The sequence below is a fragment of the Candidatus Poribacteria bacterium genome, assembly GCA_009839745.1.
Classification (GTDB): domain Bacteria; phylum Poribacteria; class WGA-4E; order WGA-4E; family WGA-3G; genus WGA-3G.
Map to the genome: position 1 here is coordinate 1 of VXPE01000032.1, position 24,650 is coordinate 24,650.

Annotated in this window: 22 protein-coding genes; 7 read left to right on the forward strand and 15 right to left on the reverse strand. The window is 49.4% G+C overall.

Annotated features, from left to right (window positions below; translation table 11 throughout):
• A partial coding sequence (locus F4X88_04360; protein ID MYA55509.1) for a hypothetical protein occupies window positions 1–427 on the reverse strand: 427 nt, incomplete at its 3' end.
• 10 nt (window positions 428–437) lie between these two features.
• Between F4X88_04360 and F4X88_04365 the strand changes: the two genes are divergently transcribed.
• Entirely contained in the window at window positions 438–830 is a 393-nt protein-coding gene (locus tag F4X88_04365) for a hypothetical protein (GenBank protein MYA55510.1), read from the forward strand.
• Between the two features lie 73 nt (window positions 831–903).
• Here the strand turns inward: F4X88_04365 and F4X88_04370 are convergent, their stop codons facing one another.
• The 9 genes from F4X88_04370 to F4X88_04410 form a co-directional block, all read right to left on the reverse strand.
• Window positions 904–1,890, reverse strand: coding sequence for an AAA domain-containing protein (locus tag F4X88_04370; GenBank protein ID MYA55511.1), 987 nt, complete (start codon window positions 1,888–1,890; stop codon window positions 904–906).
• Between the two features lie 66 nt (window positions 1,891–1,956).
• Window positions 1,957–3,006 (reverse strand): Gfo/Idh/MocA family oxidoreductase, encoded by a 1,050-nt coding sequence (locus tag F4X88_04375; GenBank protein ID MYA55512.1) that lies wholly within the window; start codon window positions 3,004–3,006, stop codon window positions 1,957–1,959.
• A 527-nt stretch (window positions 3,007–3,533) separates the two neighbouring features.
• Complete coding sequence (locus F4X88_04380) at window positions 3,534–3,764, reverse strand: hypothetical protein (GenBank protein MYA55513.1); 231 nt, start codon at window positions 3,762–3,764, stop codon at window positions 3,534–3,536.
• 127 nt (window positions 3,765–3,891) lie between these two features.
• Window positions 3,892–5,346, reverse strand: a complete 1,455-nt coding sequence (locus tag F4X88_04385) for a sulfatase (GenBank protein ID MYA55514.1) — start codon at window positions 5,344–5,346, stop codon at window positions 3,892–3,894.
• 276 nt (window positions 5,347–5,622) lie between these two features.
• Window positions 5,623–6,369, reverse strand: coding sequence for a phytanoyl-CoA dioxygenase family protein (locus F4X88_04390; GenBank protein ID MYA55515.1), 747 nt, complete (start codon window positions 6,367–6,369; stop codon window positions 5,623–5,625).
• A 3-nt stretch (window positions 6,370–6,372) separates the two neighbouring features.
• Window positions 6,373–7,197 carry a phytanoyl-CoA dioxygenase family protein gene (locus F4X88_04395; protein MYA55516.1) on the reverse strand — a complete coding sequence of 275 codons (825 nt, stop codon included), beginning with the start codon at window positions 7,195–7,197 and terminating at the stop codon, window positions 6,373–6,375.
• Window positions 7,198–7,322: 125 nt separating this feature from the next.
• Complete coding sequence (locus F4X88_04400; GenBank protein MYA55517.1) at window positions 7,323–8,300, reverse strand: Gfo/Idh/MocA family oxidoreductase; 978 nt, start codon at window positions 8,298–8,300, stop codon at window positions 7,323–7,325.
• Between the two features lie 113 nt (window positions 8,301–8,413).
• Complete coding sequence (locus tag F4X88_04405) at window positions 8,414–9,202, reverse strand: hypothetical protein (GenBank protein ID MYA55518.1); 789 nt, start codon at window positions 9,200–9,202, stop codon at window positions 8,414–8,416.
• A gap of 33 nt (window positions 9,203–9,235) precedes the next feature.
• Window positions 9,236–10,297: a Gfo/Idh/MocA family oxidoreductase gene (locus tag F4X88_04410; GenBank protein MYA55519.1), complete on the reverse strand. Its 1,062-nt coding sequence runs from the start codon at window positions 10,295–10,297 to the stop codon at window positions 9,236–9,238.
• A gap of 227 nt (window positions 10,298–10,524) precedes the next feature.
• Between F4X88_04410 and F4X88_04415 the strand changes: the two genes are divergently transcribed.
• The 5 genes from F4X88_04415 (at window position 10,525) to F4X88_04435 (ending at window position 19,537) form a co-directional block, all read left to right on the forward strand.
• A complete protein-coding gene (locus F4X88_04415; GenBank protein MYA55520.1) occupies window positions 10,525–13,236 on the forward strand; it encodes an HD domain-containing protein in 2,712 nt (903 codons plus the stop codon).
• A 7-nt stretch (window positions 13,237–13,243) separates the two neighbouring features.
• Window positions 13,244–14,002 (forward strand): NAD(P)-dependent oxidoreductase, encoded by a 759-nt coding sequence (locus F4X88_04420; GenBank protein MYA55521.1) that lies wholly within the window; start codon window positions 13,244–13,246, stop codon window positions 14,000–14,002.
• A 170-nt stretch (window positions 14,003–14,172) separates the two neighbouring features.
• On the forward strand, window positions 14,173–14,922 hold the full coding sequence (gene trmB, locus F4X88_04425) for a tRNA (guanosine(46)-N7)-methyltransferase TrmB (protein ID MYA55522.1): 750 nt from the start codon (window positions 14,173–14,175) through the stop codon (window positions 14,920–14,922).
• Window positions 14,873–16,726, forward strand: a complete 1,854-nt coding sequence (gene uvrC, locus F4X88_04430) for an excinuclease ABC subunit UvrC (GenBank protein MYA55523.1) — start codon at window positions 14,873–14,875, stop codon at window positions 16,724–16,726. Before trmB ends, uvrC begins: the two co-directional genes overlap by 50 nt.
• A 147-nt stretch (window positions 16,727–16,873) precedes the next feature.
• Window positions 16,874–19,537, forward strand: a complete 2,664-nt coding sequence (locus F4X88_04435; protein ID MYA55524.1) for a YibE/F family protein — start codon at window positions 16,874–16,876, stop codon at window positions 19,535–19,537.
• A 9-nt stretch (window positions 19,538–19,546) separates the two neighbouring features.
• Here the strand turns inward: F4X88_04435 and F4X88_04440 are convergent, their stop codons facing one another.
• From F4X88_04440 to F4X88_04460, 5 genes are all read right to left on the reverse strand, one after another.
• Window positions 19,547–20,260 carry a hypothetical protein gene (locus tag F4X88_04440; protein MYA55525.1) on the reverse strand — a complete coding sequence of 238 codons (714 nt, stop codon included), beginning with the start codon at window positions 20,258–20,260 and terminating at the stop codon, window positions 19,547–19,549.
• A 46-nt stretch (window positions 20,261–20,306) separates the two neighbouring features.
• Window positions 20,307–20,651 (reverse strand): hypothetical protein, encoded by a 345-nt coding sequence (locus F4X88_04445; GenBank protein ID MYA55526.1) that lies wholly within the window; start codon window positions 20,649–20,651, stop codon window positions 20,307–20,309.
• 906 nt (window positions 20,652–21,557) lie between these two features.
• The gene (locus F4X88_04450; GenBank protein MYA55527.1) at window positions 21,558–22,778 is read right to left on the reverse strand and encodes a type I restriction endonuclease subunit R; all 1,221 of its coding nucleotides are present in this window, start codon (window positions 22,776–22,778) and stop codon (window positions 21,558–21,560) included.
• A 4-nt stretch (window positions 22,779–22,782) separates the two neighbouring features.
• A complete protein-coding gene (locus tag F4X88_04455; GenBank protein MYA55528.1) occupies window positions 22,783–23,523 on the reverse strand; it encodes a hypothetical protein in 741 nt (246 codons plus the stop codon).
• Between the two features lie 85 nt (window positions 23,524–23,608).
• Entirely contained in the window at window positions 23,609–24,139 is a 531-nt protein-coding gene (locus F4X88_04460) for a hypothetical protein (GenBank protein ID MYA55529.1), read from the reverse strand.
• A 237-nt stretch (window positions 24,140–24,376) separates the two neighbouring features.
• Here F4X88_04460 and F4X88_04465 point away from each other — a divergent pair.
• Window positions 24,377–24,650: transposase (locus F4X88_04465; GenBank protein ID MYA55530.1), on the forward strand; the 274-nt coding region annotated here is incomplete at its 3' end.

Genomic DNA, 24,650 nt, shown 5'->3' on the forward strand with positions numbered 1-24,650 from the left:
GCCAATCATCCTGTCGGATTGGCGGGATTTCTGTTTGTGGCAGAACGACCTCATCAATCTCAGTTTTTGTGCCTTCAATCAGATTGGAGTCTATCGCTTCTTTTATAATGCTCATCGGAATCGAAAAATTGACATCCGGTACGATTTCTGCATAAGCGTTGAGTTCTCCCAAAAGATTAGCAGCTTGTTCGACCAACTGATTTATTTGGCGGTTTTCCGAAACAAAAGGACAGTTGATGAAAGATGGGCTAAAACTCTTGTATTCTCGCTGCTGTCGGTACACGCCCGCTATAAAGTTTTGCATATTACCGTTTTCGCCTCTTTTTGAAAATAGCAAATTCGCATTGTCATTTTTTCCTATTTTTGATAATCCCAGATTCCATATTATGGCATAGGTTCGAGGGATAGTCAAATTTATTTGATACATGGTGTGAAGTGTGCTATTCTATAAAATGGAAGGTCCGATTATTTTACGGAGGTGTTATCGCATGCTACAGATTGAAATCCACGCGCCTGATCTCGAAAGAGAGGTTAACGCGCTGATTGATTCAGGACTTTATCCAGATTCCCATGCTGTGATGATTGATGCGCTGGAAAACCTGGTCCAAATTAAAAAAGCTTCACGACTTGATGCTGCAATTCAGTCCTATCGGGTAGGCGATGTGACACTCGGTAGAGCTGCTGAGTTAGCTGGGATACACCGCTTTGAGTTTGAAGAGGTTTTAAAGGCAAGAGGTATCGTGAAAGAAGTCGAAGTTGATTCAGTAGAGGCATTAGAAACAGGTATTTCGGACATCAAAAACCTCCATGCATCAAATGAGAGATCTTAGGACTTACCTACTTCCTTATAGTTTTGTTAATTTATATGAGCGAGGTTGGAAAATTTCGCCAGTAGAGGAGCTGTTACGGTGTTGGCGTTATGGTATTACAGACTTCGGTGACAACGGCATCGGGTTCAATGCTTTCGCCTTGTCCCTCGAAGTTGAGGAGGATACGGTGACGGAGTGCGGGGCGCAACACGGCATCAATATCCGAAAAGGCGACGTTGTAACGTTCATCGAGGAGGGCGTTGATTTTGGCGGTGAGGGCTATCGCTTGGACGCTTCGGATACCGGCACCGAGGTGGACATACTGTTTCACGATCTCCGGTGCGTCCTCTGAATCCGGGTGCGTCGCACGGACGAGTCGGATGATGTGGCGTTCGACATGCTCGGCGATGGGGACTTGCGGGACGAGTCGGCGCATTTCGTTGAGTGTTTCGGCATCTGTAACCTTGCCGATGGTGATGTCAGTGCCGGATGTGGTGCGACGCAAGATTTCGACGATCTCGTCTTCGTTTGGGAAGTCGATGAGGAGTTTGAACAGGAACCGATCGAGTTGTGCCTCTGGGAGCGGATAGGTGCCTTCCATCTCCAACGGGTTTTGTGTTGCTAAAACACAGAACGGTTCTTCTAACTTATGGCTGGTGCGTCCGACAGTGACGGTGCGCTCTTGCATCGCCTCAAGGAGCGCGGATTGCGTGCGGGGTGTGGCGCGGTTAATCTCGTCTGCGAGGATCAGTTGCGCGAAGATGGGACCCTGTTGGAATTCAAGCTGCCTTCCGCCGTGTTCGTCTTCTACGAGAAGCGTTGTGCCTGTGATGTCGGAGGGCATCATGTCCGGTGTGAATTGGATACGTTTGTAAGCGAGATTGAGTGCTTCGCTGAGGGTGTGGATCAATTGCGTTTTGCCTAAGCCGGGGATACCTTCAAGGAGCGCGTGTCCATTAGCGAGTAGGCAGAAAAGTACACCTTCAATAATCGCGTCTTGACCGACGATACGTTTTTGGACTTCGGCTTTGACTTTATAGAAAGTTTCGCGGAACTGCTGGATTTGGGTTTCTAAGTTCATGTCTTTTAGGCGAGATTCGATAAAGATATAAGCGCGCTTAGAAAGCGCGCCTACCGGAGGGCGATGTTACCAATTGTCCCTGGTAACGTAGAGCGATCGGTTTTCCATGGGGAGCGTAATGTGCTTGCCCCCAAGGCGATGCGATTCAATCATACCCATGAGAGTCTCTTGACTCCGACGCGCGAGGTGAACAGGTCCTTTGGTCTCGCGGTCTTCGTCGAGTGCCTCGGCGATGTCGGTGATCCCCATGACGGTGCCTGTCGCGCGGGATGTCTCTGGGAACGGTACTTCCTCAAAGAAGGTCCCGTCCTTCTTTCGGAATTGAATCTCCCTACTGTTGTTTTGTATACGGATCTTACCGCCAGTGCCGCAGACCTCGTATTCGGGTCCAGTGCCAGCGGTGTTATAGCCGTGAACCCCGTTGGAATACCGGATGTACCCACAGGCGATACCTGGGTCAACGTTAAGACGGTTGCCATCCCAATCTGAATCTTTGCATATAATCGCGCCTTGTACGAAATCCACCTCCGGATCACCTGCGAGGAAGAGGAGCATATCAGCGGCATGGGTTAAGCCCCAGAGCGCGGAACCCGCTCCGTATTGGGCGATGGAGCATAAGACATCACCGATTTCGCCGGCATCCACGAGCTCACGCACTTTGCGATAGATCGGCATGTAGCGGCGCTGCGTGCCGTAGTTGAATTTGACACCGTGCTTTTGAACGATGTCTACCATGATGTCTGCCTCTTCCATGGCGCAGCAGAGCGGTTTTTCACAATAGATACCCCTGACCCCATTTTCGGCGGCAAAGACGGTCATATCGGCGTGTGGACCGGGACGCGTGGCGATACAGACGATGTCGGGTTTCTCCTTTTCGATCATCTCTTGGTAGTCTGTATAGGCGCGCTCGGCTCCGTAGCGTTGCCTGATGGCTTCGGCTTTCTCGGCAAAGACATCTGAGACAGCGACGAGGTCTGTTCGTTCACAGGCGACAGCGGCGGCTGCGTGCGAGAAGGGTTGCCAAATAAAACTATCGGCTCTGCCCTCGACTTCGTCGTCAATGGTCGCGCCCATCCGTCCGCATCCGATGAGACAGGCTTTGTATGTGCGTGGCATGGTTTTCTCCTTTGAGAGGGGTTAAGTTATACCATTTCTAAGAGATTACATCGCATTGACAGATCGCCTCAAAGACTGCACAGGCTAACAGCCTATGCTACAAAGAGCTCGTTTATTGAAGCATTTTCAATCAGAAATGGTATTAGATAGATTCCAATACTGATATAGTTTTGAATTACGGGACATACGCTTTCCCACGCGTGCGGATTCCTCTGATGATGCATTTACGGTGTTGCTTGTCTATCCTATAGATAACCCAACTTGCTACCTATGTGATTTTAGACGCATGAACACCGTTCTTCAGCCAAAAGCGATCATTTTTGTGAAAAACTGAGTGCATTCCCTGCCATTTTCAGCACGAAGAGGCACAGGCTAACGGTCTCCTATGCTACAAACTGGCAACTTAGGTTATATTAGGTCCAAATAAGGGATTGTTCACTAAGGTGCTAAGTGCAGTGTTAACTCGCCGCTCCATATTAGCATCAAGCCTACCATAATCAGCAATTGCCTCATTTGTGAATTGGACTTCAAACGTCTCGCTTAACATCAGCCCAACTTTTGAGTCTGCCGGCCTTTTCATCAGCCTCCGCACGTTCTAAACTTTTCACGATCTCTGCGTTACTTGTCAGTTCGTGTGTTGCATCCCAGGCTTCCTTGTCATAAAGATAGGTCATATAATCGATAGCGGCTTTGAGTTTTTTCTTTGGGAGTCGCTTGATTAACATCATAGCTTGCTTCTGCAGTTTCGAATTTTTCATTACAGAACCCCTTAAAGGATAATTTTCTCGGATGTTTGTTAATATGGTATCAGAAGTCTGAAGCGTTGTCAAGTTTGGGGTGCAGTTGGAGAAACCGCACCCACCGTGATTGGAAAAAGTTGAAAAATTACTCACCTGTGTAGAGTTTCCCGAAGTAAGGGCGGTAACCTGCGGGTCCAGGATAGCCGTCCCAGTAATTCGCATCAGCAGGAAAAGTGTCCTCACCCCCACTCCGCAACCATGCCATGAGTGCGGGATCGGTGCCACGGCGCTCGATTTCATCAATAGCAGCGGCGTGCAGTTTAGCGACGACATCGGGATGTTCGCTGGCAACATCGTCCAATCCACCGAGTCGGACGAGTTTGGAGTTTTCAGGTTTCGTGCCAACCTCTAAACTCCATTCACGGTCGAAGATAGTGAAGAGGTTGAGATTCGGGTTCTCTGTGGTGTTCTCCCACCGCTCAATACTTCCACCTGAGAGTGCAAGTTGCCTTTCACCGGCTTCCCCGTTACGCGCTGGGGTTACGATGTCGTGTCCTTCAATGCCGTCAGGACGTGCTTCACCTAAGATATTGAGAATTGTTGGGAAGAAGTCTTGGGGTTGGACGATGACGTTGCTTCTCCCCGTATCTCCCTCGGGCAACCGAATAAAGAGCGGGACGTGCGTCTCCTGCTGACGAACGGGTTGCCCTTTACCGAACCTACCACGTTCACCGACGTTAGTTCCGTGGTCAGCGGTAAAGATGACAGCGGTATTCTTGTCAAGTCCCGTGGATTCAAGGGCATCCAGGAATTGTCCGAAGCAGTGGTCCATCCATGTCGTTTTCGCGGCGTATTGTGCTTTGATGTGCTGTCTCGCTTCATCTGAGAGTTTCGCATTACCCCGTGCCCCGAGGCTGCGCGGATCAACGCGTCCGTCGTAACCTGGACGGGTATCGTATTTTTTCATGAACTCAAGCGGTGCGTCCCAGGGTTCGTGTGGATCGAAGCAGTCTACCCAGAGGAAGAAATTGTCTCGCTTGGCGTTGTCTTTAAGGAATTGCGCTGCGGTGTTGAAGAGTCTTGCGCAGTTCCAATCTTCAGGTTTTTTTCGGTTTCTGTTTGCGCGTGCGTAGCTGCGGAGCATCCCCGATTCAGCGGCTTTGTCGTCAATACAATCAAAGAGGGGTTGACGCGTCCAGTTATCGGGCCATACGACGGTATCCGTGATCCAGTCCCTGTCCACTTCAGCACCTCGAACGAAGGTCCATGCGTGGAAGGGCCAATCGAAGTTATGTCCGCCGTTGACAAGGTGGGGTGTATCGTGAATGAGCTGCGTGGCGTAGCCGTTTTCTGCAAGCGTCCACGGTAGGGTTTGGCGTTCGTGTCGGAGCGGTTTCCACGGATGGATGGGTGCCCCGTATTGTCCAGTGATGACATCAGTGCGGTAGGGAATCGTTGGGAAACTGGCGCAGAAGGCGTAGTCATAAGCTAAGGCTTCCGAGGCGAACCGATCTATGTTGGGGGTTTCTATCCAGTCGTTTCCGTTTGCGCCGATGTAGTCATAGCGGAGTGTATCGATAACAATATAAACGAGATTCATTTTTTTAATTTTCCTTGCGGTTTTTTAATTTTACCTTGCGGTTCGGTCAGGTGGGTCTGATAGATCAAGCACCCCTCCGTAGAGCCGCCTGCGCCGGTGTTGCAGGCTTTTTAATCGTTCCTTGCGGTTCGGTCAGGTGGGTCTGATAGATCAAGCACCTCTCCGTAGAGCCGCCTGCGCCGGTGTTGCAGGCTACCCGTCTCGTTAGAACGGCACAATCTAACAGATTATGCTACAATATAGTTTCCATGTCTCTGAATCTGACAGCTAACTATATTACCATTTCGGGATTGCACCGAGTAAGAGTTGCTGCTGCGGTGTGCCTTCTTCTCGGAGTTTTGTGACGCGAGGACCATCGAAGGGTTCACGCGACTTCATCCACGCGTTCTGGTAGCACATGAGGCAGACGCGTCGACATTTTGAGGAATTGTTAGCCGCGCCCCGATGCCAGGTCCATCCGTCGAACATAACGGCTTGTCCGGGGGACACGAGCACACGCTTTTCATCGGGCAATTCGACAGGTGTGGGTGGCGGACGGAAGGGTGCCCTGTGGCTGCCGGGTTGGATAACGGTAGGACCGTTTTCATCGGTGACCTCGTCGAGATAATAACCGCAGTTAATCTGCGCGGGGAGACTCCCATAAGGCGTTCCATTGGGTGCGACGGGCCAGGGACCATCGCGATGCCAATGCTGATCCGGCGTTCCGGGTTCCGTAATGCGTGCCGTTGCACTGTGGAGTTGGACACACGTCCCCAATATGGCTTCCATTCGCTTTAGGACGGGTGGATTGTCTAACAGAAACGCGAACCGATCGTCTTCCTCAAGAAGTTCACCAATGAATTGGCTCTTGTTATTGCGTTCGTAACTCTCATCGAGTGCCTCACGCAACGCTTCAATCTGTTCTGGTGTCGCGGCGTTGTCAACGACGAGATAGCCCCAGTTGAGGAAGAAGTTGACCTCTTGTTGCAGTTGGTGATCCAGTTCGACGTTGAGTGTTGGTGGCACTACGCTCGGAGTTGCCATCGGTTATGCCTCCTTAATTGCGTCACGGTCGGCGGTTGTCCACTCTTCCCAGCGTTCTTCGTCTGCACGGAGGAAGCCGGAGTTGCATCGGGGTTGGAGTTGCTCGTCCACACCGAGGAGTCGCATGTGTCGATGATTATTGGTAGCTTTTGCAGTCTCCAACAACTTTTGGGTATGCGGACCCGTGTGATGATCGGTGTGTTTCAGCCATGTTAGATTATAATAGATACTGAAGAAGTAGCGTAAGTTTCCAGAGGTATTCGGTGTCCCGGAGTGGATGAGTCCGTTATGTGTGATGACGACATCGCCGGCTTTCATGTGGACGAGTGTTTCGTCGGGATGTGGGACACTCCGTTGTGAATCTTCCATAGTAATGGGTTTTCGATGTGAACCGACAATGACACGGAGGGGTCCGTATTCATCGGTTAAATCCTGCAAATAGGATATAGCGTTGATGGCGTTCGGACGGTGATAGGCATCGGTAAAAGGAACGTGTGCCCAGCGGTCCCGGTGCCAACCAGAGACCCTGCCCTCCGCTTTTTCTTTTTCCATTGACGCAAACGCAGCAAGTGTGAGGTTGTCTAATTGCACAAAGGGACCCATCACCTTTTCTACGAATTCAAGAATTGTCGGATGCGAGACAGCGGGCCACATCAGTTCGGGTGCCAATTCAAGGGTGTTTCCGAACCATGCTTGTCCCTCGTTGGCTGCGGAGAGTTCTCGGTGTTTCTCCCGCCACCTTTGCATCTGGGGTTCGTCAAAAACCTTCTCAAAGATTGTGAAACCCTCGGTTTTATAGGCTTCAAAGTGTTCATCAAGCGTTGGCATATTTTAATTATTCCTTGCGGACTTTTAATTTTCCTTGCGGAGGAACAACGCGCGTCTGAACTTTGACGTGCGTTCCATCTATCCGCCTGCGCCGGTGTTGCAGGCTACCATTTTTCTAGCTTATCTTAACGCAATCCACTGAGGATTGCGTCGGCGAGTTCCATGGTTTTCACAGCCTCGTCGAGATTCGCAGCAGGGAACGAAACCGGCGTATTGGATTTGACACAATCCAAGAAATATCTGTTTTGCTCAACAGTGCCACCGGTGCCTGCCTCGGTGAGTTTGTGTTGCCCCCCATCACAGAAAACGGTTCCTTGGGAGACGCCTTCAAGATAAGCGGAGATGTCTCTGCCGTGAATCTCATAGCGTTCAAGGCGAGCGTCCGTGGTGTAGTTGGCAATGTGTTGGGCGACACAGCCGTTATCGAACAGGATAAGTGCGGCGTGGACATCTTTGTAATCTGAGATGGTCCGCTGAACGACGCTATGAACTTCCTGAACATCGGCTTCGGCGATGGCGCGGATTGCATCAAGGGCATGGATGGGTGTTTCCAGAAACATGTTGTCCATCAAGTGTTCTGGAAATCTGTTTCCTTGCGCCAATCGGGTAATGCTCTTGTGAAATTCACCGACGATTTGTGTCACGGGACCCCGTGCGGTCACTTGGCGTTTCGCTTCGACGATGATCGGGTGAAAGCGGCGGTTCCAACCCACCATCCCTTTCGCCCCGGTCCGTTCTGCTGCAGTCCGTAAAGCGACTGTTTCTGCGACACTCATGCCCGGTGGTTTCTCCAAAAGCGTATGGACACCACGCTCAAAACAGGGGAGTGCCGCCTCGCCGTTGAGGTGTGCGGGTGTCGCGACAAAGATGGCATCCAAGGTCTCGTTGTCCAGTAACGCCTCGATACTCTCGTGCTTCGCTGAGACATTGAACAGGTCGGCGGCGGTGTCGCGCGCCGTTTCGACAGGATCACAGACGGCAACGAGATCGGTATCGTCAAATTCCGAAAGGATCTTCATGTGCCCACGGCCCCTGCCGCCGCACCCGATGACAGCAACTCGTAGTTTCGACATCGTTTTCTCCTTCAAATTGTTATCAGTCATCAGTTATCGGTTGTCAGTTACCAGAGAGAATAGAAGAAACCGGGAAGGTTGGAAAAGTGAACCTTCCGTTCTTATCTTTCAGTCATAATACCGATTGCTGACTGCTTTTTCCCTTAGTGCCGGATGTGAGGTGCTTCCATGACTTCGCGTTGCTCAGGGGACATATCCTCAATGTAATCAGGGTAGGTAATCTGGTGTGCCCCTACGCCGTAAGACTGGAATCCAGGACTGAACTTGTAGAGCAGTGCGCGTCGTTGATGGCTGCCTTTCCACGGAAGTGTGCCGTGTGTCAAAGTCTCGGTGAAAATTACGGCATCGCCAGCCTTGGCATTGACTTCAAGCACATGCTTCTGATATTGCTCGTATCGTTTCATGATACTGGGACACGGAAGGTTCGCCTTATGACTCCCCGGTATGATTGCCAAACCACCATCGCCGGGTCCCTCGTCAGCAAGCATGTATTCGACGACAGTCAAACCTGTGTATATGCGTCCGTATTTGAAGAAGTAGGCTTCGGAGAAATTGGGACGTTCAATCCCACCACCGTGCAAAGTGCCGCCTTCCGTGCCTTTTTCCATGGCGATTAAACCCGGACCGTGATCCAGTCGATACTGTTTGCCTAAAATTTCTTCAAGGCACGGTTTAATCTTGGCATGGACGAGCAAATTTCGGAACGGTTCACACCAAGGTTTTTCCCATGCGAGCATACCGCCCATGTCCAGTCGGTGTGCCGTGCCAGCGAGCGCTGCTGAGCCGCCCGATAGAGAGGTGTCTCGTTCCCTAAGTCCTTCAATGTGATGGTCGATGGCAGCGTTGCACTCGGCAACCTCTTCCGCCGTCAAAGCGTTTTCGATGATGAGGTATCCGGTCAAATCGAAGAGATATTTTTGATCTTCGTTCATTATTAGCTCCCCTGTTATGGATAGACTACTACTTTAGCCCTTTGCTTCTGAGACACTCTGAGGTCTACCTGTTGCATCCCCGCCGAGCCACCGATACGGACGCGGATAAAGCACTAAAGATCTGTCCTCAAGCGGAAGTTTGACGGGGGCACCGTTTCGGGTCGCGGAGAGTTTTGCAGCGATAGCAACCTCCAACGCTTGTCGGAGATCCGCGCCCGTAATCCACGGGTGACCGTTGCCGTCAACAGCCGCTAAGAAGGAGCGAATGGAACCGGTGAGGTAACCGAATTCACTCCACGGATACGGGCTATAGTTAGGATTCACTTGAACGCGATTGCCGTGTGGGTCGTAACCTTTGAAAATTTCAGGTGGATTCCAGTCCCATCGGACGAGGCATTCGTCTGTCCAAATGTCTACGCCACGGCAAGGCGTTGGGGTTCCGAAGACGCTGCATTCCACTCCATTCGTCAGCAGAAAACGCCCGTTGATGATGAGACCTTCATCGGTTTTCGCCTCTAACGCTTCAGGAGGGGTTCCCCACGCGATGATTTCCGCAACCTCAGCATTGGTGAAGAGACGTAGGACAGAGATGTGTTGACAGCCGCCACCAGAAATTTCGCCACCGAACCCATGAACGCTCGCGCCTCTGATGTGCCCAAATTCACCGTTGTGGAGCCGAGATGCCGCCTCTTGGACCTCATTCATTGCTCGCTGCAGGTTGCCGCCAGCAAATATCACGCCTCGGTCAGCACACGTTTTAACCATCACGTCGGCATCTTGTAAACGTCCGGCAATCGGTTTTTCGGTAGAGATACCTTTGACCCCGGCTTCGGCACACGCAACTACGACATCTCTCATGTATTTCGTGGGTGTGACGACCACTGCGATGTCCGGGACTACCTCGCGCAATAAGGTCTCTACGTCTGGATAAAGCGCAGTAACGTCAAAGCGGGCACCGAGCACATCGCGTCGCTGTGCGTTGGCATCGACGATGGCGACGATTTCTGTGTCGGGATAAGTGGTGTATGCTTCCGCGTAGTTTTGCCCCATCCGTCCACACCCGATGATGGCTACGCGATATTTGGTGTCACGCATTTTTAGACCCCCTGATGGTGTATGTTATCAAGTCCCCAAAAGTGTGTCAAGAAAAAATAAGGCAATCAAGAAGCGCGCCAGTGAGAGACGGTCATCCAAAAAACACGCTTGTTTTTTTTCGGTGTTTGGAATATAATTAGCTTAATGGAAAATATTTATTCACTTCGTGATTTCAAGCGGACGCTGCAACAATTGGATTGCTCTGATACATCGGAGACAAGAAGAAAATGGAAAATAGACAGAGTGAAAAACGCATCAGTGCCTATGTACCGAACCTGGACGCGTCTTTTGATGATTTGCAAAAACAGTTAGCTGCCTTCATTCAAGCGGAGCGGGAACAATTAAAAGCCCGCATCTTGAAAGGCGAAAACGGGTTCTCGGCTTGCAAAATTCATGCGGCGATGTGGGATACAGTCATTCAGAAGGTCTATGAAGCAGCCTCTTTTCAGGTTCGGAACGAATACCAGAAGCAGATAGACGTGCTGAAGCAATTGCCAGACATTGTCATAAGCGACTTAGAAACGGAATTGGAGGAATGGATGCCGGATATCGCCCTCTATGGAGTGGGCAGTTACGGCAGAAATGAACTGTGCTATTTTTCGGATGTAGACGTTGTTTATACATCCTCTGTCGACTTAGAAGATATCTACGATGAAAGCACCCTTGAACTGGTCCGATGGTTCTACGATTTTTTCGACAGCCTTCATTCAGTAATTCCGGGGTTTGAGTTCAGCTTTATCTATCGTCCGTTGACAGATATAGCCCAATGGAACTATCAGGATATGGCTGCGTTGATTGACATGCGGTTTATCGCTGGCAATGCCTCACTGACCGAGCGTTTCCGGAAAGAGATATATGCCGGGAAATCGGATATTTCGCTTGTGCTGGATCTGCTGAAATCAAAAGCAGATGCCTTTGAAGCGTCTGAGGATACGATCTATCTGAATCAACCGAATGTGAAAACGGGACGCGGTGGGCTACGCACCCTTCAGTATGCCCTCTGGATATGCGGACTTCCGGATTTCACCTCAATCCCTGAACTCTACGAACGCTACGATGACGAACAACTCATCCCATCTCTGGATTTCACGTTCAAGGTGCGGAACCTCCTTCATGTGCTCGCTGATGCGCCGCATGACGACCTCACCTATCACCCTGAAAAAGGCGATGAACTCCAAGCACAGATCGCGCGGGTCCTCGGTTTTGCAGATGAAACCGAGGAGGGACGCTATGCGTTCATGGCAGCGTATTACGCGATGGCAAAATATCTGCATTTCAAAGCAGAACTGCTGATCCGAAAGATGTTAGCCAACGGGATTCCTGTCTCAGAGGTCCTCGCGGTCAGAACAGAAATGCTGTATTGCATCGACAATAACTTCGGTGAACTCGATGCAAATGAACTTTTTACGCTTTTCACCTACTTCCAACAATACGATTTTGAGATTGATGCTTCCCTTGCTACCTTCATATCTCGGTATGTCCATGCGTTTGATTGGCATTCTTTCCAGCACCGGATGGCAGAGTTGATAAATATGCCAGGGGATGTAGAGAAGACCCTCACACGCCTGCACAGACTCAATATCCTGTCGCATCTCGGAGAAGGCGGAGAACTTTTTGAAAAGGCGATGATGACGCGGAGCGAACGAAGTCTTGACCCGTATACAGTCGGGAAACATACACTCGTTGCCATTGGACATCTCGATGAAATTCGAAGAACGGAACCGAGCAGTCCGTTTGGGGCTGGCGGGGGGTTCGGTTCACCGATAGCCCCGTCTCCAACTTCCGAATTAGAGGAGCTCAATACGGCGTTTCGCTCACTTTCAGATTCGGCGCCACTTTATATGGCACTCTTCCTGCACGATATAGATAAACCCGATCCTACCCATCCGGCAACCGGTGCGGAAAAAGCGGAACGTATCGCACCCGAATTTGGGTTCAACGCACAGCAGACGGATGACATTTGCTTTCTCATCCGAGAACACTTGACCATGATAGCGTTGGCACGCTATCATCATTGGGATGAAAGCACGATCTCCGAATTCTGCAAGAAGGTTAACTCGTTAGAACGTTTGACGGCTCTGTATCTACTCACGTATTGCGATTCCAAAGCGAACGGTTCGCAGAACTTCAGTCATGTCGTTAAACACAATCTGAAGAGTCTCTACGAGGTGGTTCGCACGCGCTTTGTTGGACAGGAAGAAACACAGTGGGGTGCCTTCGCCCCCGTTGAAGAGTTCCAGCAGTTTCTTCATCACATGCCGATTTCTTACCGTATCAGTGTCTCTCCTGAAGAGATAGCCATGCACATAAAGATGACCTCGCAGGTTTCCGAAGCGGTGTCTACAGAAACAGGCACAACCCCCAGCACAGGGATCATCCAATTTGTCGATCGACCTGGGTTTACTGAATTGCACCTCTGTAGTCCGAGCCGTATTGGAAAGTTACACACGGTGAGCGGTCTCTTTTTTGCGAACGGTATAGATGTCCGAGATGCCCGCGTTTACACGAAACAGGATACCAACATTGAACTTGAAATCTATCGACTCGTTCATCAACCGCTGCATCATCGGGGAGAACCGATGCCGCTTGATGAGGAGCTCAAACGGGACCTCGATTTTGACATCCGCGGACTCCTCGCAGAGGAAATGACGCTTGAACAGGTTTTTGAGAGGCACTACGTCAATCTCGCCGAAACTTGGCAAGTTGACGATGTGAGCGTTGAGACGGCACGGAACTATTCAGAAATTGTCGTCGTCGGTGAAGAGAAAGTTGGATTTCTCCACTACTTCAGTGGTATCTTAGCAAAACTCGGACTGAACGTTGAGATGTGTAAATGTTCAGGATTGGGCGGACAAGCGATTGATCGGTTCTACGTCCAACCGGTGGCGGATCCGAAAGCCGTGCACGCCGATATTATGGCGGCACTGGAAAAGGAATAATTAAAACATGAAAAAACGGGTACTGATTACCGGTGCGGCTGGCACAGTCGGCAGTGCGCTCTGGCAAGCATGGGAACAACAGGATATATACACACTGACGTTGATGGATATTAACCCGATTACCGGTGCTACCTCGCGTGCAGTGCAGGCAGATATCCGGGACTACGCGGCGATGCAAGAATTGTGTCGCGATCAGGACATTTTAGTCCATCTGGCGTATGTCCGCCAAGACTCACTCGGCAAGGTGCCTGGTGAAGTCAGCGACATCGGGGCATCAATGACCCTGTTTGAAGCCGCACGCGAAGGCGGCATTCAGAAGATTATATATGCGAGCACAAATCATGTTTCTGGATGGAATGAGCGATTGAATTCTCCGCCTCGGTTCTCAACAGGTAATCAGTTTCGTCCCGATGGTTGGTATGGCGCGATGAAGGGTATGGCAGAGATCGCAGGACGCTATCTCGTCGATGCACACGATATGCGGTTCATTAGCTTCCGCATCGGGACTTTCAACGGCACATACGAACCGAGTGGGATACGACACTGCAGCACGTTGCTGACCCCACGAGATTGTGTGCAACTCTTCGGACTGGCTGTGGACTACGAGGGGCCCGTCAAATATTTGATTACCTACGGACGCTCGGCGAATTCTGACGGGTATCAGCAAAGCTATCTCGACATAAGTGGAGCGGTCGAGGTTCTGGGGTATCAACCGCAGGACAACTTGGTAAAAACGCATCTTCACAAATTCTTGTCAGAAGTTTAGTTTGCGATCGGTTGCCGGCAAGAAGTTGGCCTGAAATATCCACCTATTTTTCTGATCCACTATGAAATATCGCTAACGCGCGTAAGCCCAACCAACGGGCGGACTGAATATACAGAAAAGAGCGTTATTTCCAAAGATGCCCTAAACGAACGGCAAGGTAAGTTAAAAGAATGCGTGAAAACCCCGACTACAACGACCTTTACTACCAGAATACAACTGTCCACTCCCAAATCATCGACATCGTGACGGCGTGTGCTGTGCCGTTAGGTGAGTTTCCTGTGCCGATTGATTGGGCAGCGTTCTTCGGGAACCCACATTCGGTAGAAATAGAGATCGGATCCGGGAAAGGGCGTTTCCTGCTCGAAGCATCCAAACGGCATCCAACGGTCAACTACATTGGCATCGAACGGGCACAAAAGTACGTCGCATTGACGCAGGAACGGTTTGAAAAGCATATACGACATTTCGGTGTGGATAGAGCGTCAGGAACGTTTTCAAATGTTCGTCTTGCGTGGACAGATGCCAACTACTTTTTGACGCGGTACGTGCCGACTGGATCGGTTCAAGCATACCATATCTACTTTCCGGACCCATGGCCCAAAAAGCGACAGCGGAAACGACGGATTTTTCGGAATCAAGACTTTCTTTCCGCGCTGACACGCACCCTCAAACCCAATAGAGGCAGGCTTTATATTGCCACGGATTATGAGGAATATTTCCAAGAGATTCAGGAGCGTCTCGCCGATTTATCATTGTTGCGTCCTGTGAAAACAAACCGCAGTCCAGATCAGGGTATCCCAACCAACTTTGAAATGAAATATGTTTTGGAAGGCAGGAATATCTATCGGGCGGTCTATGAGAGATTAAAAGATGAAGGCAGAAGAACGCGAAAAGACCAGAAAAACACAGGCTCTGCCTGAATTGTGGCAGTCGCTTCCGAATGTGCCGGGGGTTTATCTCATGAAAGCCTCCGACGGCACTGTCATCTATGTCGGGAAAGCGGTTCGTCTAAGAACTCGCGTGCGCTCCTATTTTCGTGAGAAATTTACATCCGCGTTGACGTCACAGATGATGCGGTATGTTACCGAGGTGGACTACATTGTCACAGAGACTGAGGTAGAGGCACTCATCTTAGAAAATAACCTGATTAAGGCGCATCAACCGCGCTACAATGTGAAACTGAAAGACGATAAACGCTATCCGTATCTACGCGTGACCGTCAACGAAGCCTTTCCCCGTATCCAGATCACGCGCAAAGCCGAAAACGACGGGACGCGATACTTCGGACCGTTTGTCCATGTGCGCTCAACCCGCCAGACCCTCAAACAGTTGACGAAGTTGTTTCCTATCCGCACGTGTACCTTACCCCTCGCGGAAGTCGGGAATAAATATCGGGTGTGCCTCGACTATCATATTGGACGCTGTCCGGGTCCTTGTGCAGATAAGATTAATGTATCAGACTACGATGAGATCGTTCGGAAAGTGTGTCAGTTCCTAAGTGGAAATACAGAGGCTGTGGTCAAAGAATTAACGGAGCAGATGCAAGCCGCTGCGGAGGCACTCGACTTTGAAACAGCAGCGAAGTATCGGGATACGCTTAAAGACGTTCAACAAGCGATTACAACACAGAATATGGATAGTGTTTCCGCCGCGGATGAGGATGTCATCGGTATCGCTGCGAAGACAGAGATTGCCTGTGTGCAACTCCTACGGGTGCGAGATGGGAAGCTCCTTGAACGCGAACATTACTACCTCAACGATGCCGACCCAGAGTCGCTCGCTACCGCGTTAAGTGCCTTCATTTCACAGTATTATCAAAACGCTGTTTTTGTGCCAAAAACAGTTGTCCTGCCGATGCCGATTGAATCAATGGAACTCATTGAAAATTGGCTTAGCGAGAAACAGGGCAACCGCGTTGGACTGCACGTTCCGAGGGCAGGTAGACTCCGAAAGTTGCAAATCTTGGCAACGAAAAACGCCGAGATCCTTCTGACGCAGCGTGAACAGAACGTGGTTTATAGTAGTGGTGTGGAGCCGGCACTCGTTGAACTCCAGGAATTGCTTGGATTAAAACATCCGCTCCGACGCATTGAGGCATACGATATTTCCAATCTCGGCGACAGATTTGCGGTCGGATCAATGGTGGTCTTGGAAGATGGGAAACCGACTTCAAGCGAATACCGTCGGTTCAAGATTCGCTCCGTTAAAGGACAGAACGATTTCGCGATGATGCAAGAGGTCATCACCCGCCGTTTCCGTCGCGCCCTTGCAGACGATGAAAAATTTAATAAACTCCCGGATTTGATGCTGATTGACGGTGGGAAAGGGCAGTTGAGCGCAGCACAAGCCGCCATGAAACCCTTCGCGTCATCTCGGCTCCCCGATATTCCGTTAATTGCACTTGCAAAGCGAATTGAAGAAATTTTCGTTCCCGGTAAATCGGAACCAATTGTATTGCGAGAGGATACCCCAACTTTGCAGATGATCCAGCGGTTGCGGGATGAAGCGCACCGGTTTGCGGTTACGTATCATCGGCGCCTCCGTCAGAAATCGCTGAGTGTATCGGTGCTTGACGAGATTCCGAACCTCGGTCCGAAACGGAAACAGGCACTGCTCCAGCATTTCGGTTCAATTGAAGCGATCCGAGCAGCGAGTTTAGATGGCTTACTCTCTGTGAAAGGCATTCCACGGAGTGTTGCTGAAAATATTCGGAAGCACCTCTGATCCACCGGTCCGCGGGGGAGTGTGCCGGACTGCACGGATGGGGGCAATTTATTCGATCAGATGCCCGAATTTGTGCAGTTTCAACATTCGGATCGGCAGCTGACCGTGTTTCTATTTGGCATATTATTTGCGAAGACAGATTAATTAATGGGATCCGCTCGATCTGATTCACAAATTTTGGGGAATATAAAAACAAACATGCGCGAAAGAAACATTAAAATTATTACCATATTGCTCATCCTATTGAGCGTTGCGGCGTTGCACATAAAACTCTATCGGTTCGCGGAGGTGACGCACGACGGTGCGTTGCAGGTGTTGGTCTGCTTGGGGCGCGTTGTTAAAATAGACACAAACGACGAGGCAGATCAGGTTTTATCCGTCCGTATCCTCTCTGGACAGTTTCGTGGAGAGATGGTTCAGGTGAATAACGTTTGGACGGGACGTGCCTTCGGCGATCGTGTTTTACATAAAGGGGATGTTTTGTTCCTCGACATCCCGCTCCGAGACCCGACGCGCCCGAAAATTGATACTGTATCTATGCGCGAGTACTTCCGAACACCGTTTCTGCTATACCTGGCGGGGACGTTAGGGGTCTTGATGATACTTGTCGCCGGAATGAAAGGGGTCCGTGCGATTCTGACCCTGTTTGTCACCGCTTTCGCTGTGCTTTACCTCCTGGTGCCGCTGACCATCAGCGGTTACAACCCAATCGCAGTCGCTCTTTTAATTGCCACCCTACTCACGTTCTCGACCTTCCTCCTCATTACAGGATTCAGTTTTAAGGTAATTTCTGGTGTCCTTGGGACGCTTGGGGGTTTAGCCGCTGTTGGCATCTTATCAATCCTGAGCCAACATGCGCTGGCATTGACGGGGTTAGCGCAGGAATTCGGTTTCTTGGAACTCGGCGTGGCGTTATGGCGGACCCCTGCATCGCATCACTGGAACTTCACAGGTATTTTGTCTGCTGGCATCATTTTAGGGGCGGTCGGTGCAATGATGGATGTGAGCATGTCCATCTCTTCAAGCGTCCATGAAGTCAAGCAGGTGAATCCGAACATCACGGTTCAACAAGCGATCCGTGCTGGTCTCAATGTCGGCAGAGACATTATGGGAACGATGGCGGATACGCTCATCTTTGCCTACCTCGGGGCACACATGATGACGATGTTACTGCCACGTATTGATTTCCCTGAAGTCGGTATCCTCTATCCATTTCTCCGTCTCGTCAACGATGAAGCCACATCGGTTGCGATTGTCCAAGCCGTTGTGGGAACTATCGGGTTGGTGCTCACGGTTCCAATTGCGGCATCGGTTGCTGGATTCCTCACACAGTACACGCAGGTAGACAGATCCGAAATTCACGAGGACTTACCCTCAGAAGAAGAATTGGAGGAATTGTTCCGCGCCGACCCGCCGCGTAGTAAAGCGCGAATTGCTGTCCCTATCGCAATGGCTATCGTTCTGATCGGCACGATTCTGGTGTATTACCGCACACATGAACTCTCCGCGACGGTTTTGGAGCAAAGGGATGCAGATGGGAATACTATTGGTAAATCGGAATACGCGAAGGGTAGAGTCGTTCAATTGCTTGAATCGAGTGGGAATTTCCTTTTTGAGATTGACAGTAGTGCGGCAAGTGATCTGGACAATCGGACGGTTCCGAAGGTTTTGCGTGAGGCGTTCGATAACTATAAAATCCCGCTTTCAGACGAACTCACGGTTTCGGTTAAACCATGGAAGGACAGTCGCTGGCTCCTTTCGGATATGGGATATGAGCAGACCTATAGTATCCGGGCAATAGAGGATGGAGAAAAGAACGCTCTCAATGTCTATGCCTCGAAAATCGAACATCATATCCTTGAAGTGGAAATGCTGAGCGGGATGTACAAAGGTAGACGCTTGGTGTTACGCAACATCGTGAACCACAATATGCCGTTGCTGAGTATCCCCGCGGACCCGGGAGACGTTATTCTCTGTCGTGTTGCTGGAAGCCCTGAACAGGTGGGCCTCGTCAACATCGTTCAAGATTACGGGAGAGACCGATTTCTGATCTGGATAGTGGGTGGGATGCTCCTCCTCATTATCCTCGTCGGAAGGATCGAGGGGATACGGACAGCGTGTGCAATGCTGATTTCTGCCGGCGTTATCTACTTCTTCATGCTGCCGCTGATTTCGGGGGGTGCGAACGCGGTGTTCATTGTAACGCTGACTTCCGGTGTCGTGGCGTTTGTGTCGCTGGTATTCGTAATCGGTCCGAGCCGGAAGACCTTTTCAGCGGTGCTTGGAACGATGGGGGGTATCTTGGTCGCGGGTTTGATTGTCCTGTTTGCGCAGCAACATCTCCATTTTTCTGGGTTAGAGAACGCAATTTCAGCGGACATCGTAGAGGCAACACGCACACCGCCCTTCGATTTCGTGCAGATCCTCTTGGCAGGGATGCTGATGGGGGTATTGGGTGTCGCTGTTGACGGCGCGATTGAGGTGGCATCGAGTATGGAGGAAATCCGCAAGGCGAATCCGAACATGCCGACGTGGCGGCTCATCGCTTCCGGTTTGAACGTTGGGACGGACATTCTCGGGACGATGGTGAATACGTTGGTTTTCGCTTATCTCGGTGTGGAGTTGCTGCTTGTGGTTACAGTTACAGCACCGAATTTGGACTTTTTCAAATCACCCCCCGTGCAGATGTTGAGTATCGGTGTTGTCTCTGCTGAGATTGTCCGGTTGCTCGCTGGAACACTGGGACTGGTCCTTGCGATCCCGATTACGGCAGTAATTTGCGCCTTTTGGAACCCGAAACAGAAAGCATAAAGAGATTCTCTACTGCGGGCACCACGCCATAACCGTGCCGAAACTCGCAAACACGCTGTTTTCACCACTGGTTAGGATTCGCGAACCTTGGACGACAACCCGTGTGTCTCGGCTCGTGATCTTGTAACTCACAGGGGCATCTTTGGCGATGAGGGGTTCGCCGTCCTCACGCTTCAGCTGATCCAGCCGATAATGCACGGAACGATGCGCCGGCACCTTGAATTCACAAGAGACGTTTTCTAACGCGGGATCCTCATAAAGCACTTCTAAGAGACAGCGTGTATCGCTATCAGCGGTATTGGAGATACATATAGATTCATGCGAAAAATATCCGCCGCCATGTGCTTCCCATTCTTTTTCCGCCGGGGTTAATGCCGCCATATAGCCATCGGGAACGATCCAGACGTAAGCCCCATCGCCATCTGAACTATAGCATTTGAGAGCATCCGCTATTGCTTCCGCATTTTTTTCCTTCACCGTATCTCTATCAACTACGAAAAACCGGTCATGTAATTCAATTCCCGGGACGGTATGTGTCTGTTCTAATTGGCCTTGCACAGTAAACCACAAACATTTAGGTGTCAGCAGGTCAACACGGCTCACACCTTGTGAAGCGAGCCAATCCCCAAATGCGTTGTTCAGAAGTGCGGTCACTGTCTTCAGATCAACAAGACCTGCCCTCCCATAACTATTAATTGTCTTCATTAAGGTTTCAAATGTCATTGTGTTGTCCTCTCTTTCGTCTCTGTTGCAAACTTCGCCATACACATCACACCATCCATCGCTCCCCAATACCCAGGAGTGTCATTAACACTTGTAAAAGCACGGTTTCTGCGTTGGTTCCAACAAACTGTCGGTGTGTATCAATATAGGTGCCGTAATCGGCTGCCCATTCCCGAAAATAGGTCTCGTATTCCCAACCGTTCGCGGTCTGTCGGAAAACAGACCTATCTGGATATGGGAGTTTCTGCGCTAAGAGTTGCTGTAGCTGTTCGGAGGTGGGTATCCACATATCCTCGGTATTCTCTACTTTGGGTTGGAGTGCCTGAATCTCAGGGTGTCTGCACCGCTTTAAGTATTCTTGGGAGTGTTTCTGTGTTTGGGATGGGTTCATGGGTTAGTAACTGGATGATTAGTTCTCGCTTTCAAAGTGTTCCACACCCTCGTGTCCCACTTTGAAATTATAGTAGATCCCGTAATTATTTGGACACTCGTATCATAGGATAAATCGTGAGGTTACGTCTCACGCTGGCACAGGCTAACGGTCTCCTATGCTACAAAGATGCCCATTTATTTTTCGGATCCCCTATAAATTTGATTTTCAACACCTTCGTGTCAACTTCAGGGGAATTATATGGTATACGCACTTCAATGTCAAGATTTTCTGCAGGAGGGAACTCCGATTCCCGACACACCACCGGTATCCATCATTCATCACAAACTTTCTACAAAAGCAAATTTTTGTTACCTTTTCACAGAGATAACGTATTACAAAACACGTCATCATATTTCATAGAAAAATAAAATATCTTGAGAAATCGAGAAAGGAACATCCAATGAACTTTTTAATAGTACTCTCCATCTTTTGGGTGAGCGTGCTCGTCAAATTTTCCAGATATCCATGAGCCCAGACAGCACTTTAATACCGCTTAATACCAGCAAGCACGAGTAATGAAACGTGCTTGTTAAAATTCAACCATTTTCAAAATACAATTCATACAATTCATCGTTTGGGCAGGCTCCGTGCTTGCCCAATCTCGTTAAACTTGGGATGATAGGCAAAATTCTTTGTAGGTTGGGTTGAACGGCATTGATACGGATAATCTTGATAACCCATACACGCCTCAAATACGATATAGCATCAAATATACTCACAAACCGAGTGAAACCCAACTTCAGACAGTCGCCTTGTTATAAATCTTACGGAAAAGCGTTGGGTTTCACTTGATATCTTTCCAATATGCCGTGTATGATCAAACGCGGTTTCTTTTTGACTTTTCCCGATTTCGCCTATGTTCGTTCAACCCAACCTACGATTCTGCTGAAGATAATCACGATAGAGGTGACGCTTGAACGCTGCGTTGATCTCCGGCTGCGATAATTTCGTGTAGAGTTCCAACTTGCTGTTGACGAAACCCAACAAAATCTCATCAATCACCTGCTCGAACTTATACCATTTATTATCCTCCGAATTATCGCCTTCAATCACCCGTCGCAGTTCCGCGTTTCCGTGAATTTTTTTGTGAATAGTGTCATCGTCCGGGGAGCGATACAGATGCGTCAGTAGATGTGCTAACCAAGCGATGGAGTTGGATTTACCGCTCCCTGTGGTGTGTTGGATGAGGTAGTTCTGCCCAACCCCTTCTGCCACGATAGCCGTTTTCAATTCACGAATCACGTCGAGCTGATGGTAGCGCGGGAAAACGAGCACTGGACGCTTCACGTCTTTCACCATCTTCATCTTGTCATCGTAGACCTTCTCTGTGGTCTCCTGCTCATGGATGAAGTCGTTGATTAATTCCATGAGGTTATCCGGCTGTAGGATGTCCTCCCAGAGATAGGCGGTCTTGTGTCCGTTCGGGTTCACGGGGTTTTCGATGCCCTTATTGAACGGGAAGAACCGCGTCCTGTCGCGTTGCAAGTGGGTCGTCATTGAGGCCTTCTCGTTGCCGACAGCGAAATGCACCAGACACCGCTTGAATCGGAACAGAGGTTCCCTCGGATCCCGATCCGTCCGATACTGCTTCTCCGCATCCGTCACCACCTGACCGGTGAGGCTATTCTTCAGCTCCATCGTCACCAGCGGTAACCCGTTGAGGAAGAGCGTCATATCCAGCGATTTCTCGTTCTTTTTTGAGTAATGCAGTTGTCGGATCAGGGAGAAGCGGTTCAGGTTGTAGAGACGTAGATGCTCGCGGTTCATGCCGCTGGCGGGACGGAAGTAGGTGAGATGAAAATGGCATCCTCTATCTTTAACGCCCTTCTGAAGCACGTCCGCTACCCCGCGATGCTCGATCTCTCTGCTGATCCGGTTGAGGAGTTTAAGGGGTATCTCCCCATCGGACTGGCTTTTGAGTTTCAGATATTCTTTAGGTTGCGTGTCCTGAATGAACTGAAGAACCTCATCGGGTATCAGGCAGAGGGATTTATCGTAGTCAGCAGATTGTAACGACCGATAGCCTGACTGGTTCAGGTGGTGTTCGATGTGTTCTTCAAATCTCTGTTCTGTATACGTCGACACGGATTTACACCTCGTTTCGGACATCTATCTTGCCGGTCACGGCTTCGGAGATGAGGGATTGACGGTATTCTTTGAGGAGTTCAATCTTTCGCTGTTCTGCGGTTATCAGTTCATCAATTTGTTCGGTTTCGCGGTCAAGAAAGTTGACGATCTGACTCTGTTCTTGTTCGGATGGGACTGCTATAAATAACTCGTTAATAGATTGGGCATTAAGGTTAGCTAACCCAGTAGTTGTTTCACTCTGATACTTATATTGTTCTCTGGCAAGAGAACAGTTCATGAAGTAATGCAGAAATTTGCTGTTGATATAACTCTGGGGTCGAAGCCTTTGAACAAAGTTTGAGTAACAAGCGAGCATAGCCTCGATTGTTTCATCAACGATCCCTGTTTTTCCAATGTGATTTTGACTACCACTGGACTTAGTCACGATCAGATCCCCTTGGGTTAACAGAAATCTTTCTGCCTCTTCTTTGCTGAGTTTCCGCTTCATTAAGTTCTGTAAATCCCAATGACCATCTATTGTGATTTCCGTCGATCGAAGGATATAAGTACCATTTCCAAATTCATCATCTTCTCCCCAAATACCACCAGAATTTTCAGTAAGATGAAACTTTAGCCGACTATATCTCCAATGTTTTGGTATCTCCCCAATCCACTCCACACCGCTCTCTTTATATTCAGGATAACGTCTGAATCGCGGATTTTCGCGGATGCTGCGGATTTCGCGGATTTTGTTAGCGTCCATTCAAAGTTCACTTTCACGCGCACAATTTTAATTACGAATAGCGGCATTGCATTTCAACAATTAGCACAAGACGTTATAGTACGTCCTATTCTTGAGAGTTGTTATTATTAGGATTTGGTAGCGGCGGGTCGTTAAAGGGAAGTCCTTTTTCTGCTGCTGCCTGTCTGCGTTTTTCCCAATCTGCGTGCCAATCACGATATATCTCGGCTTTGGCTTGCTCAATAACTTTTGCAATGCCCTGCTCAATACCCATTACAATGCCCTGTTCAATAGTTTTATCAGTGTCTTTTGCAATGTCTCGCTCAATACCTATGGCTTTGGCTTGCTCAATAACTTTTGCAATGTCTTTTGCAATGCCCTGCTGAATAACTTTTGCTTTGGCTTGCTCAATAACTTTTACAATGTCTTTTGCAATGTCTCGCTCAATACCTATTGCAACGCCCTGCTCAACAATTTTTGCAATATTTTTTGTAATGTCTTGCTGAATAACTTTTGTTTTGCTTATTATTCTGCCTTCCTGCAATCCTATTGGAAAACCTTGCTTAAAGCCTTTTTCAAAAAGCGTTTCTGCTGCTGATTTTACCATATTATTTACCTCCACATCATTCGTATACACTTGAATGAATCTCATTAAAGCTTCTCAGTCTGTCTCCCAGGCATCAAAACAATACCAGAGGGCACAGAAGCAATAAGGCAATACGATATTGCGCCACATGCGTGGTGCCAATGTATCCAGACGTGATAACGCTACTATGTACTAAAGTTTGGACAATTTTAAGAATTAAGATGCATTAAAGCAGAAAAGCAGGTATCCTTTCATAAACATAACGCTTGTTTTGAAAGGAAAGAAACAATGCACCTGCTTCTCCACTTAGAAGGTATTCTATCAGAGTTTCGGTTTATGTTCAACTCCCAAAACTTTGCGCTTTTCCAAGCGTTCATCTATGGATTTATTACCCACACAGGTTCAGGCACCTTGACGCAACTTTACCAAGCGAGTGGTTCCCAGACGCGGTATGGGTCTTTTCCAAAGTTCCTGTCGCGAGGGAGCTGGGACCCCGATGCCCTCGCCGCACATCTGATAAAATATCTTCAAGCGATATTTCCACAATGGGTCTATGTTTATG